This window comes from Acetobacter oeni (assembly GCF_011516825.1).
In the GTDB taxonomy this organism is placed as follows: domain Bacteria; phylum Pseudomonadota; class Alphaproteobacteria; order Acetobacterales; family Acetobacteraceae; genus Acetobacter; species Acetobacter oeni.
In genome coordinates this window covers 1-617 of the sequence record NZ_WOTA01000100.1, presented here as the reverse complement: position 1 = coordinate 617, position 617 = coordinate 1, and the positions used below count along the sequence as shown (strand labels likewise).

The 617-nt window shown below is 59.8% G+C and carries 1 protein-coding gene; it reads left to right on the top strand.

The window, feature by feature from the left end:
* Positions 1–617: IS5-like element IS1032 family transposase (locus tag GOB90_RS18760; RefSeq protein ID WP_173572232.1), on the top strand; the 617-nt coding region annotated here is incomplete at both ends.

Here is a 617-nt window from a genome sequence, read left to right as displayed (position 1 = left end):
GCTGATGCCCGAGAAGAAACGGCTGGGCAGACCACGACGTACGGATTTGCGCCGGGTCATGGAGGCGATCCTCTATATCGTCACGACCGGCTGCCAATGGCGGCAGTTGCCCCGGCACTTTCCGGCCTTCACGACCGTACAGGGCTATTTCTACCGTTGGATCCGCGAGGGAAGATGGGAAGCCATTAACCATATTCTCGTGATCCTGTCGCGTGAGCAGGACGGGCGAGACGCCACGCCTTCGGTAGGCATTATTGACAGCCAGTCGGTTAAAACTGCTGAAAACGGCGGTCCACGCGGTTATGACGCGGGCAAGAAGATCAGGGGACGCAAGCGGCATATCACGACCGACACGCTGGGTCATGTCGTGGCGGCTGCCGTGCATCCCGCCGACATTCAGGATCGTGACGGTGCGCCGCTGGTAGCGACCAGAATACGCTCATTATTCCCTTGGCTTCGCCATCTGATCGGTGACGGGGGATATGCTGGCGAGAAGTTGCGTGGTGCGCTGGCTGAACTCGGCCGATGGACGATCGAGATCGTCAAACGTAGCGATCGGGCCGAAGGCTTCGTCGTCTTGCCCAAACGCTGGATCGTGGAGCGTAGCTTTGCATGGC